Here is a 15173-nt window from a genome sequence, read left to right on the forward strand (position 1 = left end):
GGTGTTCCAAGGGTCTACAGCGCGGCGCCGGCTGATGAACAGAGGCTAGTCGTTCGTTTCCACTGCGAAATCCCGGAACTGAAAGTCCACGTTGTCACTGCGCCATCCTATCCTTCCGGGTTGGAGGCTGCTCTTTTCAATGGTGTGGGACAAGACCTCGACGCCATCGCGATAGTAGGTGATGATCTGGTTGTTCCCGTCCCGTCTGACGTCGATCTCAACTGTGTACCACGTTCCGATCGAGCAGGGCAGGTCCGTCTGGTCAAGGGTGACATAGGGATCTGAACCGTTGGCGGGGTCCTTGCTCTTGATCACCACCGCACCGTCGCGTCTGCAGAGCGACAGGGAGTCGAAGTTATCGTGATCCTGGTAGTTGGTGAAGAAATGAACTCCGTCATAATCCATCGCCGGGGTCCGTGGGGTGGTGGAGAATTCATTGATCCGGATCTGGGTGCTCACCTTGAAGTCGGAGAAGTCCTCGCGCTGTGACACGGTGCGCAGCACCGAGGACCCGGTGGCGTTGCTGCTTGAAGGATCGGGGCTGTCCCCGTCGGGATTTCCGCTCCACCCCCCGCCGTCACGCGAGAACAGTGATCCACTTGTGGCGAGCCAATCTTGGGAGCGGACCGCCAGTGTCGAAGCTGAGTTTCTGTATGCCCACTCGTTGGTCACCAGTTCTGATTCCTGAGCAAAGGCGGGCTGCCAGGCTCCACCTGAAGTGGCGGAGTTCGAATCGCCGGGACGGGCAGGGGAGGCACAGGAGGACAGCGACAACGCCACCGCGGTTAGGGTGGCGACACCTGTGCGGATGCCGTGTTGATGCATGGTTCTCCCTCAACTCATCTCCAATGACTACCAACACCATAGTTCCGCCTCCACGAGCGGGGGACGATCGGTGCCGGACCGCATGGGGGGCGGGTGCCCTCCACCCCCTTGATGCTCGGCCCGTTCAGGCGCGGTAACCGCGCGAAGGAGGTGGCCCTCTACAGCCGTGGGAGGGAGTTTGTGCTGCTCAATGCTGCCTTGAAAGCCAGTGCATGCCGGCACTCCTCCCCGTGAACGGAGGGCCCGTGGGGCGTTCCTCTGTTTGGGCCACACGGGGCCGGGTGTGTTTCCTCCCGCCGGTGGTGGTGGGATCCGTCGAGCTGTTGGTCTTCTGCCGGTGTCACCGACCCCTCCGGCATCGGACTCCGATCTCCGCTGAGGTGGTGGGCGATCCTGCGGGAAACTATCACTTGAAAAGAGCATCCGAACGTCAGACGGTTTGTTCTATAAATTCAAAAAGTTTAATAATCAGCTCGCGCCCAGTTAAGTATATGCTCAGTGTTTATAAGCTGTGGAGTGGGACAAGCTCAGGGTTCTTTAATTGCGGGGTATCCCCTGAAAAACCTTTGTTTACGTGCGGTAACAGCATTTTGCTCCGGGGCTTCTCATGTTCTACACTTTTCAGAAGCGGCATAAAGCCATGGGTGGCTTCTCTCGGAAGCCAATGTAGACGGGACGGACAACATCGTGAACAAAGTGGGAATAATAGGTTTGGGCTATGTTGGCTTGCCAACTGCCATCAGTCTCGCCGATAAGGGGCATTCGGTCATCGGATATGACCTTTCCCCTTCCCGGATAGGAGCCATCCTTGGAGGAAATGTTGATCTGAGCGATGCCAAGAGGGAGATGCTTCGTCGTTTCCTGGATTCCGGGCAGATTCAGGTCTCAACAGATCCCGAGGGGCTCGTCGACGCCAGTGCGATCATCATCTGTGTTCCCACGCCGATCAACCGGCATCGCGTTCCCGACCTTGATGCACTTAACTCATCCATCGAGACGGTCCTTAGTGTGGTCCATCCGGGCCAGACAATCATTCTGACATCGACCACCTATGTGGGATGTACGCGCTCCATGATCGCGGACAGGCTCACGGACAGGGGTTTCACCGTCGGGAAGGACGTGTTCGTCGCATTTTCTCCTGAACGGATCAATCCCGGTGTGGTTGAGAATGAACCGATGAAGACTCCGCGTGTGCTGGGTGGCGTGACCGCGCAGTGTTCCGAAGCCGCAATGGAGACGATCAGGGATACCGCATCAATGGTGCATGTTGTCTCATCGCCGGAGGTTGCGGAAATGACCAAGCTCCTCGAGAACACCTTCCGGGCCGTCAACATCGCGTTCATCAACGAGTTCTCCGATGCGGCTGAGCACTACGGCGTACCCATCTCGGAGGTGATCGAGGCCGCCAGCACCAAACCCTATGGCTTTATGAAGTTCACTCCCGGCCCCGGCGTGGGTGGACACTGCATTCCATGTGACCCGGAATATCTCCTCTGGGGGCTGAAGGCGGAGCATGCCCGTGCACCCATCACCGAGACGGTGATGAACGAGATCGCGGAAAGGCCCATGCGGGTTGTGCAGAGCATTCAGAACGTACTCGGCGCGAATGGGCGTTCCCTCCACGATTCATGGATCCATATGGCAGGTGTTGCGTTCAAGCCCAACGTTGCGGACGTCCGGGAATCCCCGGCACTGGTCATCATCGAGGAACTGATCAGGAGAGGTGCCAGAGTCACCTATTCTGATACACACGTCGATTCAGTCAGGGTCAACGGCGGGTATATTGATGCTTCACCCGCAAGTATCGCCGAAGGTGCGGACCTCGTGGTGGTGCACACTCTGCACGAGGGGGAGACCGTTGGCGGATGGGAAAGTATCAATTCGCGAGTCTTCGATGCGACCTTCAGCTCCAAAGTGACGGTTTGATCGCCAGATTCCGAACCCATTCAGCTCACATATGCGACAACCACGGCATGAGGAGCCCGACACTGCAATCAGAGGCCACGACTCAATGAACAACTCCGCAATGCAACCGATCGGAAACACCGCATCGAGGATTGCAACCCCGCCTCCGGGGTCCGCTGCGTACATCGACGCCAGGAATCTCGGAGAGGCGAAACCACGGCGGAACCTCCTTGCACACGCCGACCCGCACGTGAGTTTGGCGGTACGGGCATTTCTCATCCTCATGGCGCTGATCCCGTTCCTCATCCTGCTCAGTACCCGACTGCCCCAGTTGCTGAGAGATCCGCTGATCGTCTCCTATGGTGTCGCGGTGCTTTCTGCCACGCTCTTCTACTTTTTTCTGGCCTACTCCTTCTATTCCGATCCCTCCGATGTTTCCAAATCCCGTCACGTTGCACCCATTTCCTTTCCCTCGCTCGGCGCGAACCCGAAGGTGAGCTTTCTGGTGGCGATCAAGGATGAGATCGATGTGATCGAGAGGTGTGTTCGATCAATGGTTGGTCAGGACTACCCGAATCTGGAGTTGATCGTCATTGACGATGCCTCCGAGGATGGAACGACAGAACTCCTTGAGGAGCTGGTACCGGAACTCGGTTTCATCCTGGTGAAGAATGAAAAGAACGTGGGCAAGAAGCGGGCCCTAGTCAAGGGTGCCGAACTAGCCACGGGCGATGTCATAGCATTCACCGATTCGGATTGTGTTCTCGCACCGGATGCTGTTCGACGCTGCACGGCCGCCCTCATTTCAGAACCCGACCTGGGAGCGGTTTCGGGACATGCCAGGGCGCTGAACGCGGACTCCTCACTGTTGTCGAGGATCCAGGACACCTGGTACGAGGGCTCGTTCCGAGTGGTCAAGGGAGCGGAGGCCTCGGTGGGATCCGTAACCTGTGTGTCCGGACCTCTCGCCGTGTTCCGAAAAGATGCAATCTGGAACTATCTCCCGGCCTGGCAACAGGATCGTTTCCTCGGGGCGGAGTTCCGATTCGCAACGGATCGACAGCTCACGGGGTATGTCCTCGGGCAGAAATGGGTGGGGAAGAAACTCAAGGATCGCCATCGTGATGATCCCTTTGTCGCCGAGGTGGACTACCCCGAGAGGAAGTGGCGAGTGGGCTACGTCCGATCCGCCGAGGTGTGGACCGTCGTGCCCGAGACCTTCAGAGCATTCATGAAACAGCAGATCCGCTGGAAGAAGAGTTTTCTGAGGAATCTGGCTTTCTCCGGTTCCTTTATGTGGCGACGGGGTCCGATTCCCACGGTTCTTTACTATGGGCACGCGCTCTGGGTGCTGGCCGCCCCCATTATGGCCGTCCGCCACATGATCTGGGCCCCGCTGATGGGGCTGTGGCTCCTGACGGCACTCTATCTCGCCGGAATCCTCCTCAAGGGAAGCCTGTGGGCGTTCTCTTTCGCCTTCGACAACCCCCGATCAAATCGCTGGAGATACAGAATATCCATGGGGCTGGTTTCATCGCTTCTCCTGTCCTGGCTCCTCCCATATTCCCTATTAACTATCCGACGCGGGATTTGGTCAAGGTCCCTGTAAATTAAGGTGGGCAGGTCCGTGAAGCGAAGAAGATTCATTAACCTCATCATTAACATCATTACTGTTGGAGCCCTGATTCTGCTCTATATCTTCGTCCTCTCCCGCGGGAGTTTCTGGGCATGAGCTACAAGGAGCGGCATTCTGCGCGCCAGCGCGCCACAAGCCTGCGCATGCAGGCCGCTGACCTGATGGACCAGCCCGTGGAATCCACCGTTAGGGGGGCGGCTTTTCGACGCCTGCAATCGGTGGCTCTGATGAGCGTGGTTGTGGTGCTGTTGGTCGCGCTACTGAGCACAGGCTTCGCCTACAACTGGTGGTCGAATAACATCGGATCCAAGGTTTCTCCACCGGATTTCTCCTTCACCGGGGAGGAGAGCGATCTCATCAAGGAGCTGAGTCTGTCGAACGCATCCAATGAAGCGATGGGCTTCGGCAGTGAGCCACTGGTGCTTACATATCACGACATCCGTCCTGAGCCGCCGGAGGGATCGGGGGAGCCCGTCAACTCCGTCTATGTCGTGACACCGGACAAGTTTGACAGGCAGATGGGTGCTCTCCATGAATCCGGCTACCGCTCCATGACATCCGCGGAGTTTGACGCCTACCGGGCGGGGACCTACCAACCTCCGTCGAACAGCTTCTATCTGACCTTCGACGATGGGACCTCGGGTCTGTATAAGTACGCCGACCGGATTCTTGACAAGTACGGGTTCACTGCAACCTCCTACCTGATCGGAAGCTTCATCGGCCAGCACCGCCCCTACTACATGACGTGGTCACAGATCGAGCTGCTTCACAGGTCGGGGAGGTGGGATTTCCAGTCACACTCAAATGGCTTTCACTATCGGACCGGACAGGGGGACAGGCTGGTTCCCGCCGTCGCTGCCCGCCTCTGGGTTGATGATAGGTGGGAGACCGATGAGGAGTTCACCGATCGGATAAATCAGGACTTCGAGGAGATCAGTTCCCAATTCCGGGAGCATGGCCTGCCCACTCCAACCCAGTTCGCCTTTCCCTTCTCCACAGCATCCAGCGATTTCAACAGGAACGACCCGACGCACCAGCTTGCGGTTCACCAGATGACCCAGAACTATCGGACCGCGTTCACCAATGTCGGCAATCCGTTGCCGGCGGCGACCTCCGCCCGGAACCCCTCGGCCTTGGTCGAGCGATTGGAGGTGACCGCGGATGATACGGCCGTGGGTCTTCTCAGGCGGGCATCGGCAATGCAGTCTGTTCCGGTTGGTGATTATGACGCCATTTCTCTGGACGCATCGTGGTTGCAGCCCAAGAGGTACATACGTGCGCCAATCGATGACAGGGATCTGGAAGCCGGAATCGTGAGGATGGATGCGGATACGATGCTGACGGCGGAGGCACTGTGGGCATCGCAACGCACGGCCGAGTGGGACCAGTACACAGTCACCGCGGACGCGATGGATCTGGGCCCGGAGACGTACGTCGGCCTGGGGGCCCGGGTGGGAAATGACAGCGCTCAGGAACTCAAGCTCCTGGTATCTGCGGATTCCTACCGGGTTCTTCGAGGCAACAGCACCATTGAGGAGGGTCCACTTCTTGAATCCTCCGAGAAGAACATAGGCCTGGAGACGAGTGAATCCACGTCGCGGTTCTATGTTGACGGACAACTGGTCTATGAGGGTGCCTCCAGCGAGGGCCAAGGTGGTTTCTCGGTGGTATCGAAGCGCACGAGCGCTGATATCCCGTTTGCGGCCCTGCGCAACATCTCAACAGGGACACTCGGGTTCTAGCTGTACTGACCCGGAGCGTTGTTGACGTAGGAGAGACCTCCGTAGTCGAGTTGGAGCTGTCTAGGTTCTCAACTCGATCCCACGGAGGTCTCTCGTGTCCCACGTTAATGCCCGGCTGACTCCGGCCGGCAGGTTGATCATGATCCAGCGCATCCAGTCGGGTCGTGCGGTCGCGCATGTCGCGGCGGAAATGGGTATCTCGCGCACGACGGCGTGGCGGTGGTGGCGCCGGTTCCGGGAACACGGCCCGGCAGGTTTGCAGGATCGTTCGAGCGTGGCCCGCTCGCACCCGCATCGCACGGGCGTGTGTGTGGAGACGCGGGTGCGGATCATGCGTCACCTCACACGTCGCGGTCCGGTGTTCATCGCGGGCAAGCTCGGCCTGCATGCCTCAACGGTGGGGCGTGTGCTGCGCCGCCACCACGTCCCGCTGCTACGGGAACTGGACCCAGTCACCGGGGCCGTGATCCGCGCGACCCGCCGATCCGCGCGACGCTACGAGCACGACCATCCAGGCTTACTGATCCACATCGATGTGAAGAAACCCGGCCGCATCCCTGATGGCGGCGGGTGGCGTCTGCACGGCCGCGGCGAACGCCCAAAACGCAAGCGCGGCCTCGGCTACGACTACGTCCACACCGTCATCGACGACCACTCCCGTCTCGCCTACGCGGAGATCCATGACGACGAGAAAGGCACGACAGCGGCCGGGGTTCTCGAACGCGCGATCGCGTTCTACGCAGCCCTCGGGGTCACGGTCGAACGGGTGATCAGTGACAACGCGTTCGCCTACCGCCACTCGACCGCATTCCGGGACGTGATCAACGCGCACGGCATCGGGCAGAAGTTCATCAAACCCCACTGCCCCTGGACGAACGGGAAAGTCGAGAGACTAAAACCGCACCATCGCGACCGAGTGGGCCTATGCGAGACCCTGGACCTCCAACGAGGACCGAACCGCCGGCTTGACGACCTGGCTCGACTACTACAATCTAGACAGAACCCACCTCGGCATCGGAGGCAAGACCCCCATCGACCGAATCAACAACGGTCGAGGTCAGTACATCTAGCGGCAGGGGGCCGACCCAGTTGACCGGTACCTGCCCGATATCCGACAAAAGGCCGGCACGAGGGGATCCTCCCCCGTGTCGGCCCTTCAGCACGTGACCGGTGACTAGTTGGTGACAACCAGATGCTTGATGTCCAGTGCCCTGTTGACGGCGGAGGTGACCGCCTTCAACGATGCGTAGGTGATCGATCCTGCGATGCCCACTCCCCAGACCTTACGGCCGTTGACGTCGGCCAGCACATAGGCGGCGGCCTCTGCATCATCGCCGGAGGTACGTGCGTGCTGGCTGTACTCCTGGATCTCCACGTCGATGTCCAGGTTCTCCAGGGCATTGGCATATGCTGCCAGCGGGCCGTTGCCGCGGCCGCTGACGGTTTGTGTCTCACCATTGACCACCAGCTCCGCGGTGATCGTGGCATCGTCGTTCTCGCTCTGCGCATTTTCGACGCGCAGGGCGATCTGCTCAACCGGCGCGGAGCGCTCGAGGTACTCGGTGGTGAAGATGTCCCACATCGCCTTCGAATTAACCTCGCCGCCCTCGGCATCGGTGACGCTTTGCACCACCGAGGAGAACTCCACCTGCATGGACCGTGGGATCTTCAGACCGTGGTCGGTCTTCATGATGTAGGCAACCCCGCCCTTGCCGGACTGCGAGTTCACACGGATCACGGCCTCGTAGTCGCGGCCGACATCCTTGGGGTCGATGGGCAGGTAGGGAACCTCCCAGGTGGTTCCACGCAGCTCCTCCCAAGCGACCTCGGAGCTGGAGGCGCCGGGGTTGACCTTCGCGGCCATCGCGTCCAGTCCCTTGTTCACGGCATCCTGGTGCGAGCCGGAGAATGCGGTGAACACCAGATCGCCACCGTACGGGTGGCGCTCGGGTACACGCAGCTGGTTGCAGTATTCGACGGTGCGGCGGATCTGCTTGATATCGGAGAAGTCCAGCTGCGGGTCGACGCCCTGGGTCGCCATGTTCAGTGCCAGCGTAACCAGGCAGACGTTGCCGGTGCGCTCGCCGTTGCCGAAGAGGCAGCCCTCGATGCGGTCGGCGCCGGCCATGTACCCCAGTTCGGCTGCGGCGACACCGGTCCCGCGGTCGTTGTGGGGATGCAGGGACATGATGATGGAATCTCGACGCTTGAGATTGCGGTGCATCCACTCGATCGAGTCGGCGTAGACGTTCGGGGTGATCATCTCAACGGTGGATGGCAGGTTGATTATGATCGGGTTCTCAGGGGTTGGATCCATCACCTCGACGACGGCATCGACAACCTCCTTGGCGTAGGCGACCTCGGTGCCGGTGAAGGATTCCGGGGAATATTCCCAGCGCCAATTGGTGTCCGGGTAGTCGACTGCGATCGTCTTGATCAGCGCCGCAGCATCGGTGGCCAGGTTCTTCACTTGCTCCTTGTCCATACGGAACACCACATCGCGCTGCAAGATGGAGGTGGAGTTGTAGAAGTGGACGATCACGTTCTTCGCACCCTCACAGGCCTCGAAGGTGCGACGGATCAGATGCTCACGCGCCTGAACCAGGACCTGGATGGTCACATCATCCGGGATCATGTGCTTTTCAATGATCTCACGGACGAAATCGAAGTCCGTCTGGGAGGCGGAGGGGAAACCGACCTCGATCTCCTTGAAACCCATCTGGACCAGCAGTTCGAACATCCGGCGCTTGCGCTCCGGGGACATGGGATCGATCAGTGCCTGGTTGCCGTCACGCAGATCCACCGCACACCACTGTGGTGCCTGCGTGATCTTCTTGTCCGGCCAGGTGCGATCGGGCAGGGAGATATCCTCGACCTCCACCTCGAAGGGCTGGTACCGGTTGACCGGCATTGAGGAATTGCGCTGCTTGTTCCATGCGGGCTGGTTCGGGTTCCGGTCACCATCGGGGGTGTTGATCTTGGAGGGTGCGGAGATGAATGCGTCATTGGGAGACATTGCTTGTGGTTCCTTCTCATGGGTTACGCGCCAGTGCTTCGGCTGCGTGCTACTCGGTTCCACGACCGGCAACGCCAAACTCCGCGACGGGGTGCCGGTCGTGTTAGGACCTCTGGAACCCGCCGCGGCACAGAAGGAGGTTGCGTCCACGGAAGAACATGAAAGGGAGTATAGCGCGTTTTGGCGGGTTGGCGCATTAGAATGCCGGAAATAGCGAAGTTCCCGTTAATCGATGACGATTGATGCCTTCAGGACTGAAACGTAGATTTCACTGAGAAAGTACTGAAACTATCCCATACGGGGGTATTTTGGATTTTATCGACACGATTCATCCCTTCTTGCGTATGTGTTCTTGAACACAGAAGAAGCCACTGGTTAGGGAGAAATTCAGTCATTACTTAGTTCTTTCTCAGGTTGCGTGGGTTTCGAGCTCAGTATTGGGAAAACCTGTGTGAGAGCTGATCTCGGGGCCTGTCATAGGGCGGCGCCTTTGGGATAAAGTTTCCCGTCAGGATAGTGGGGGACCGCTAATCCCTGATGTTGGTCGCCGTTTCCGCTTGGATGTTTTATACACGGGAACAATCTCCGGACCATACTGCGATGTCTTCGACCTTGGAAGGGAAGTAGAAAATGAATAGTCTGTTGAAACGACGCGACCGAGAGGGGGTGGCGTCCTGGGTTCCTTTTGCAGCCATTGTTGGAATTGTTGCGCTGATCATGACCATGATGAGCATCATCCCAACAACCGCAAACGCAGTTGAAGATGATGACGTTCTTCAGCAGCAGAGTGAAATTAGCCAACAGTTGGACGCCCTTCCCGATTATGTGACTCCGAGTGAACCGGAAGCGCCCACATCGACGGATGTGCAGACGGAAGCCACTGATAGCTTTGCGCATTCGAATCCGACGCCGGAAGAATCCCTGTTCAGCCCCTTTGATGCGGCAGTAGAGCGTGCTGTTAATAACTCAATCGTGGTTGACGTTACCCAAATCGAAAATGTTTCGGATCCTGGCCAGCAGCTCGAGGTGGGCAAGAGTGCGAAAGTCTCGGGTACCTGGGATGCCACCAATGCTGACCCCAAGTCCGGCGATACCTTCACGGTCGGTTTTCCGGAGGAGCTGAAAATCCCCGGAGGACAATCCTTCGAGCTGTTGGGTGAAGATGGCGCCTCCTATGGCACTTGCGTTGTCGCCTCCGATAACAGCTTCACCTGTACCCTCAACGACCAGGTCATAGGCAAGGATGGCGTCAAGGGAACCTGGTTCATTCAGGCAACCGCGACGAAGTACACCGCAGCAGAAGATGTCATCTTTAACCTTCCCAAAGGGGAGGTGAAGATTCCTCTCCCGGGTGACAATGGAGGAATCAGTGATGGTACGAAACTTGAACTCAAGAAGTCGGGAGCGGTTCAGCCCGATAGCTCTTCAATTCGGTGGACGGTCGATATCCCGGGAGCCATGCTGGTGGCCCAGGAAACTCCCAATGACGGTTCCCTGACGCTGAAGGACAAACTCCCTCAGGGGCTGAAGATCTGTGACCCTGTGCGTGATCCAAAGCTTTCAGTCGGTAGATCATCCTTTACTCCGGTTGAAGGCGGGCTGAGTGTCGCGCCCGGAGCGACGGGTGATATTTCCGTCGGAATTGATGCGGGAGCTCCCTTCAAGAGTGACCAGATCTACCGCGTTGAGTACACCGCGTGTACCACGGATGGCAAGGTTCTGACAGCGGGAAATTACGAGAATCAGTTCTTCATTGGGGAGAATTCCGTAAGCGGCATCGTCGGATATGACGGATACAAGCCGGCGGAATTGAACAAGGCGGGGTCAGTTTCTGGCAGCCTCGATAAAGTCAACTGGACCGTGACCATCCCCGGTGACTTGGTCAACTCCGATGGAACGGTTGCCTTCTCGGATACTCTCGGTGGAGACCAGAGCATCTGCGAAGGCGGCGTCAACCTGAAAGTTCAGGTGGCCCCGGATGTCATTGTCTACCCCAACACTTCCCGCCAGTTTCAGGACGTTGCCGAAGTTGGCGGTGTTGCCGGTCTTGGCTCAGCCGGTGAGAAGAACTTCGCTACCACCATCACTGGACTTAAGAAGAACGAGGATCTCGTCTATCAGGTCACCTACTCGACCTGTTTGAGCAGCATCCCCGATCGTGGGACCAAGTTCCCGAATAGTGCCAACGTCAATAACAATCCAGTTTCAAACAACGCGGATACCCCGAGTCCCGGTTCCAAGAAGTCCGGCGCGCTGAATAAAACGGCGGTAACCATCGGCAGTGTCGTCTACCCAGCGGGGACAACCCAGACGTGGACAATCACTATTCCTGGATACGATCTTGAAACCGCGGTGGACGGGGAAACTCCTGTCCGCGGCACCAATATTGATGCGACCGACGTCATCAGCGATACCGCTCAGGTCTGTGGAGACAGCGGAGACCTCAAGGAGCGTCTCAACCTCAAAGTCTCTGGTAAGGGCGTCGGTAATAACGGTGATGTCGATCTGACCGGCAATTCAACGGTCACAGGAGACAAGAACTCCTTCAACCTGGTTACCACACCTGCAGATGAGAAGGACTTCTCCAGGATGCGTAACTACACGATTACCTACGTGACGTGTACCAGCAGTGGTGGTCAGGATGTGCAGGGCACGACCTACTCCAATGATTTCACCTTCGGCACTAAAAAGCTTTCCAGTACGGTGAAGATGGACTGGAATGCCGGGGGTACCGGAGAGGGTGTTTCCCAGGGCTCGTTCTCCCTCTTGAAGGGGAATACGACCGACTCGGCAGCCTTTGATAAGAATCTTGAGTTCACCGTCACGGTGGAGGAGTTCGCGCCGGGCAAGGACCTCAATGATCCGACGGTCAAAGCCGATTCAACCTATGACATCAAGGTCAAGGCTGATGGAACTCCGGTGAGTGGAAAGTTCGCACGCGGAAACGGCTGGCAGATTCGTCTGAGCGAAACCGGCTTCCCTGGCGGAAGCGGATTCATCTGGGGACCGGCTACTTTTGTCTCCAGTCCCGGTGTGACCGTTGACGATCAAGGACGTGCGATCGTTACCATCACGCCGAAGACCAATGTTGCAGTGACGCTTAACAACACAGCCAAACTCGGCGACCTTAAGATTGTCAAGAAGGTTGTTGACAACACCGACGGCAAGGTTGACCCGGCGCAGAAGTTCATCGTCAACGCGAAGGTCGATCCCGACGGCTCAGGCCCGATGGGAAGCACTGTCCAGCAATTTGAGCTGGCTGATGGAGGAATAGGCCTTATTAAGAATCTGCCCCTCGGTGCTGTGGTTACTTTCGAGGAGATTCAGCCGACCAACACCGATACCGTCACCTGGGGCAAGCCTGTGTTCTCGCCTGAGTCATTAGTGGTGAGCGCGGAAACCGCAGGTAGCGAAGTAACGCTGACGAATACGGCAAATACGACAACCGGTACCTTCGAGATCTCCAAGAAGATCACCGGTCCCGAGGCTTATAACGCCAATGTTCCCGCCACCTTCACAGTGCACGCTACCTGGGGAGATGGCCAGTCCAAGGACATTATTGTCAACGCTAACGGCGATGCAACACAGTTTGGTGAGCAGCTGCCCGGCGGTACCGTGGTAACGCTGTCAGAAATCCTCCCGCCCAACGGCGGAGGTATCCACTGGGGCGATGTGGCTTTCTCCGGTGAGGGAGTCAAGGTCGATGACAATGGCACCGCCACCGTGACGATCGGCAAGGATGTCAAGATTGTCACAGTGACAAATTATGCCGACAAGAATAACGCGACACTTCGACTAACCAAGGGCGTTGTTGGCGAGGCTGCCGATGGTGTGGGCGAAGATGTGACGTTCCAAGTTCGTGCAGAGTGGCAGGAGGGAACCGAATTCCACAGTGAGGTCCTGGAGATCTCAAAGGGGCAGAGCACCCAGCTTTCCAAGGAGCTGCCCGTTGGAACCCAGGTTACTTTCACTGAGATTGAGCGTCCTGAGGTCCAGGGAGTTGAGTGGGGAACGATCAGTTGGGGCGAGAACACCAGCTGGTTGCGGGTCAATCCCGATGGCTCCGCCACCGGTATTGTCTCCGATGATCCTGCTGAAGGTCGTCTGATCACGCTGAAGAACGAAGCGCTCTGGAAGCCCGGAGCCGTTGAGATCGTCAAGAAGATCAACATCAATGACCAGGTGGTTGACGCCTCAGAAGCCAATTTGGCTGAGGGCACCGAATTCACCCTCAATGTGCGCTTTGACGTTCCCGAAGGTAGTTCACTGCCGGAAGGATTTGCCAATCCGCAGTCGGTGACCCTGAACAAGGACAACGGCTACCGGTGGTCCACCGACAAGATGCTGCCGAAGGGGACGACTGTCACCTTCAGCGAGGAAGCTCCGCAAGAAAGTGACACGCTGACCTGGGGTGCACCTGTGTTTGTTGGTGCGGACTCAGACGGACAACCGAATGATCTCAATACAGTCGTCGTGCCGGCTGATTCGGCGGTGACGGGTGAAGTGCACAATACTCCCATTTACTGGGTCCCCGTCAACATTCACAAGAAGATCGACAGCTGGTGGGATTCGATTTTCCTCAACGATCGAAACACCAGGTTCCATGTGAAGGCAACGTGGAACGATGACCTGGGTGCTCCCCAGTCCTGTGTATTCCGTGCCTATCTGAGCAGCCGCACAGATGCGACAGTCGTCGAAGATCAGCCGTGCGATGCACGTGTGATTGACGGAAAGATCTACCTGCCGCAGAACACTGATATTCACTTCGCCGAGGTCCTGCGAGAAATTCGTGGCAAGCAGGTTGAGACAACTGCAACTTGGACCGTGAAGACGGGACAAGCCACCGTTGTAGCCAACGACGAAGATGATTCTGTTGTCATCAACCTTGATGGTGAGGCTGGAGCTGGTGTTGATCTCCAGGTGAAGAACTCCACCTCGGATAACCCCGGTCCGACACCGACGCCGACGACCAAGCCGACTGAGCCGACCAAGCCGACTGAGCCGACCAAGCCGACTGAGCCGACCAAGCCGACTGAGCCGACCAAGCCGACTGAGCCGACCAAGCCGACTGAGCCGACCAAGCCGACTGAGCCTCCGGCATCTGACGTCGTGGTAGAGAAGTCCGTGACCGGACCGAAGGGTGACGCGGTTGAGGCCGATGCCAATGCAGAGTTCCAGATCGAAGCAAAATGGATCGATGCAAATGGAAAACAGCAGACTAAGGTGTTCACCGTTGTTCCCGGAAAGCCAGTTTCAGTTGAGGGTCTTCCGCTCAACACCGAAATCACTTTGTCCGAGGTCGGCGCAAAGACTGACGTTCCGAACGTGAAGTGGGGAGACATCATCTGGTCGGGAACCGGAGTTAAGGATGAGGTTGGAAACTCCCCGTCCGCAACAGTCATTCTCAAGGGTGACGGTACTCATCAGATCGATTTGGAGAATAAGACCAGCTCTAATGGAATGATTATCATTCCGATCCCGATCCCGGGTGGCGGGTCTTTGGAGCCTGGAAATCCTGTGGAACCAGTGGTTCCGGTCTCCCCGGGCGCGACTCCAAGCAATCCGGCTGCTCCTGTAGTTTCGAGCTCCTCGGTCCCTGCGCCCGGTAGCAAGACGACAACTGCCAATTCAGAAAGGAATGGTCTGGCAAACACCGGAGCCAACGTTGCATGGCTGGTCGGCGGTGGCGTACTTGTTCTCATCGGTGGAGTATGGCTTGCGCTCCGTGGCCGTAAGAACAGCTAGGCGTTGTCTTTGACACAGTGAAGTCAGGGCCTTAAGGCGTTGATTTCGGGGCGGATGAGTTCTTCCTTGGGAAATCATTCGCCCCGCCAGCGGGACATAAAAGCGACAACAGAAAGTGGTTACATGATTTTTCCCTTGCCTATCGTTATCGAAGACATCCAGTATGTTGGTTCAAGTGCGATTGATTTTTTCGTGGATCTGTCGGTGTGGCTATTTGACGCATTGTCAGGCGTGGGGAGCAGTACTGCGGAGCTTTCTTCCGTGTCTTCTTCCTAGATTGATCCTTTAGAACCAATGCCGGTGT

At 57.6% G+C, this 15173-nt stretch carries 6 protein-coding genes and 1 pseudogene; 5 read left to right on the forward strand and 2 right to left on the reverse strand.

The features are described from left to right. Positions 1 to 45 precede the first annotated feature (45 nt). The gene (locus B7E02_RS03245; protein ID WP_143336621.1) at positions 46 to 825 is read right to left on the reverse strand and encodes a LamG domain-containing protein; all 780 of its coding nucleotides are present in this window, start codon (positions 823 to 825) and stop codon (positions 46 to 48) included. Positions 826 to 1521: 696 nt separating this feature from the next. Here B7E02_RS03245 and B7E02_RS03250 point away from each other — a divergent pair. The 4 genes and pseudogenes from B7E02_RS03250 (at position 1522) to B7E02_RS03265 (ending at position 7178) form a co-directional block, all read left to right on the forward strand. Continuing rightward, complete coding sequence (locus B7E02_RS03250) at positions 1522 to 2751, forward strand: nucleotide sugar dehydrogenase (protein ID WP_281248223.1); 1230 nt, start codon at positions 1522 to 1524, stop codon at positions 2749 to 2751. 85 nt (positions 2752 to 2836) lie between these two features. Continuing rightward, on the forward strand, positions 2837 to 4339 hold the full coding sequence (locus B7E02_RS03255) for a glycosyltransferase family 2 protein (protein WP_245802146.1): 1503 nt from the start codon (positions 2837 to 2839) through the stop codon (positions 4337 to 4339). Positions 4340 to 4458: 119 nt separating this feature from the next. Beyond that, positions 4459 to 6108, forward strand: a complete 1650-nt coding sequence (locus B7E02_RS03260; RefSeq protein ID WP_080793061.1) for a polysaccharide deacetylase family protein — start codon at positions 4459 to 4461, stop codon at positions 6106 to 6108. A 94-nt stretch (positions 6109 to 6202) separates the two neighbouring features. Continuing rightward, a pseudogene (locus B7E02_RS03265) lies at positions 6203 to 7178 on the forward strand (IS481 family transposase). A 104-nt stretch (positions 7179 to 7282) separates the two neighbouring features. Here the strand turns inward: B7E02_RS03265 and leuA are convergent. Further along, positions 7283 to 9124, reverse strand: coding sequence for a 2-isopropylmalate synthase (leuA, locus tag B7E02_RS03270; RefSeq protein ID WP_080793063.1), 1842 nt, complete (start codon positions 9122 to 9124; stop codon positions 7283 to 7285). Between the two features lie 630 nt (positions 9125 to 9754). Here leuA and B7E02_RS03275 point away from each other — a divergent pair. Continuing rightward, positions 9755 to 14869, forward strand: coding sequence for a DUF5979 domain-containing protein (locus tag B7E02_RS03275; RefSeq protein WP_143336623.1), 5115 nt, complete (start codon positions 9755 to 9757; stop codon positions 14867 to 14869). The last annotated feature ends 304 nt before the right edge of the window (positions 14870 to 15173 follow it).

Origin of the sequence: Corynebacterium pacaense (genome assembly GCF_900169525.1) — a bacterium.
Classification (GTDB): Bacteria; Actinomycetota; Actinomycetes; order Mycobacteriales; family Mycobacteriaceae; genus Corynebacterium; species Corynebacterium pacaense.

Coding starts and splice junctions, on each gene's coding strand:
- B7E02_RS03245 (WP_143336621.1), bottom strand. CDS start 825: ATGCATCAACACGGCATCCGCACAGGTGTCGCCACCCTAACCGCGGTG.
- B7E02_RS03255 (WP_245802146.1), top strand. CDS start 2,837: ATGAACAACTCCGCAATGCAACCGATCGGAAACACCGCATCGAGGATT.
- B7E02_RS03260 (WP_080793061.1), top strand. CDS start 4,459: ATGAGCTACAAGGAGCGGCATTCTGCGCGCCAGCGCGCCACAAGCCTG.
- leuA (WP_080793063.1), bottom strand. CDS start 9,124: ATGTCTCCCAATGACGCATTCATCTCCGCACCCTCCAAGATCAACACC.
- B7E02_RS03275 (WP_143336623.1), top strand. CDS start 9,755: ATGAATAGTCTGTTGAAACGACGCGACCGAGAGGGGGTGGCGTCCTGG.